Source organism: Mesotoga sp. UBA5825 (assembly GCF_002432955.1).
Classification (GTDB): Bacteria; Thermotogota; Thermotogae; order Petrotogales; family Kosmotogaceae; genus Mesotoga.
In genome coordinates, this window is the sequence record NZ_DJHG01000136.1 from 1 (window position 1) to 1,604 (window position 1,604).

Consider the following 1,604-nt stretch of genomic DNA (forward strand, 5'->3'; position numbering starts at 1 on the left):
CGATCCTGTAAGCCTGTAGACGAAATCATTGCCGACGTCTTCAAGCCTTTCCGACTGTTCGACGCTTCTCTGATCGGCCCATATGATGGCTCTTCTAAGAAGCTTTCCGTCCTTGTCCACGGGGATGGCTCCCATCATCTGTCCGCTGAAGCTTATAGAGACTATCTCTTCGGGATTGACAGCAGCCCTGGCGATGAGCTCCGAGGTGGTTTTTTTGACGGACTCCCACCATTCCAGAGGATCTTGCTCTACCTGATTCGGACCGGGATGATAGGTCTTGTAACCTGAGAAGGAACTCGCCAGGAGTTTTCCGTCCACTCCATAGAGTGTCGCCTTGTTCCCGGTAGTTCCCAGATCGTATGCGATGACGTATTTCATTTCCTATCGCCCCCAGTTATCTCNNGCAATGACGTATTTCATTTCTTATCGCCCCCGATCATCTCATTAACGAGAGCTTCGATTTCTTCCCTTTCCGGCATTGAAGGAGACGTACCGAATCTTGTCGTGGAAATAGCGGCTCCGGCACGGGCGTAGTCTATAGCTCTCTCCAATCCCTCTCCCCTCGAGAGATATGCCGCAAAAACGCCGGCAAATGCATCTCCAGCTCCGGTTGTATCGATAGTCTTCACCTTGCAGGCGGGGACAAGCCCTCCATTGACCGATGGACAGTAGACCCCCTTGCCTCCGAGAGTTATGAGCACAGTGTCCACCGACTTCTTCAATTCAGATGCTATTTCCTCTATCGAATCCATGCCGTCGAGGGGAATCCCTGTCATGAGGCTGGCCTCTATCTCGTTTGGCATAATAACGTCGACATATTTGAGGATCGAATGATCAAATTCCTTTACGGGTGCGGGATTTAACAAGACTCTTGCCCCGGAGTCCCTGGCGAGTTTTATCGCCTCATAAGTTGCGTCGAGATTTGCTTCAAACTGTGTAAGAAAGACATCGGAAGAAGTGAAGATATCTCTATTCCTTTTTACATCATCAATAGTCAACTCATTGCATGCCTCCGGTGCAACTGCAATAGCGTTGTTTCCATTGTTCTCATCTACTATTATCAGAGCGACACCGGTTCCGGCAGTATCCGACTCGAGAAGATACTCCTTAGTAATTCCAAATCTGTCAAATGCATTCTTGACAAATGGAGCAAACAAGTCTTTGCCGATCTTCGTCATGAACTTGACATCAGATCCAGCCTTTCTGGCAGCCACAGCCTGGTTGAATCCCTTGCCTCCGGGGCCCATCTTGAAGGGACCGGAAAAGACAGTCTCTCCTACAACGGGAATGTGGGGAGAAAGGGTAGTGAGATCCATGACATAGCTACCGAATACCGTCACTTTATTCATTTGATACCTCCAAGCAATCTAATGATTCTATCTGGGTCTCTTCTCTTCAGCGATCTCCAGCAATTCACCGCCCAGACCCTTGAACGTGTTGTAGAAGATTTTTCCGTCAAAAACCGGGATGGGATCGGGCGATTCGAGTTCAATGCCGTTGCTCTTCAGGTAATCCATTGCCTTTTCAATGTCATCCACAACAAAAGAGAGGTGCTGAAAGTGAGACTGTGATTCGGGAGCAAATTCCCTCTCTTTGCTATCTTC

3 protein-coding genes are annotated in these 1,604 nt (G+C 48.8%); all 3 read right to left on the reverse strand.

Annotated elements, in window-relative coordinates:
* The coding region (locus B3N33_RS12705) for an FGGY family carbohydrate kinase (protein WP_292593533.1) at nucleotides 1-378 on the reverse strand (378 nt) is incomplete at its 3' end.
* A gap of 38 nt (nucleotides 379-416) precedes the next feature.
* Nucleotides 417-1,349 (reverse strand): ribokinase, encoded by a 933-nt coding sequence (locus B3N33_RS12710; protein ID WP_099830475.1) that lies wholly within the window; start codon nucleotides 1,347-1,349, stop codon nucleotides 417-419.
* Between the two features lie 27 nt (nucleotides 1,350-1,376).
* Nucleotides 1,377-1,604: VOC family protein (locus B3N33_RS12715; RefSeq protein WP_292593534.1), on the reverse strand; the 228-nt coding region annotated here is incomplete at its 5' end.

Excerpts from the sequence above, each read along its gene's own strand:
- B3N33_RS12710 (WP_099830475.1), bottom strand. The coding sequence starts at position 1,349 with ATGAATAAAGTGACGGTATTCGGTAGCTATGTCATGGATCTCACTACC.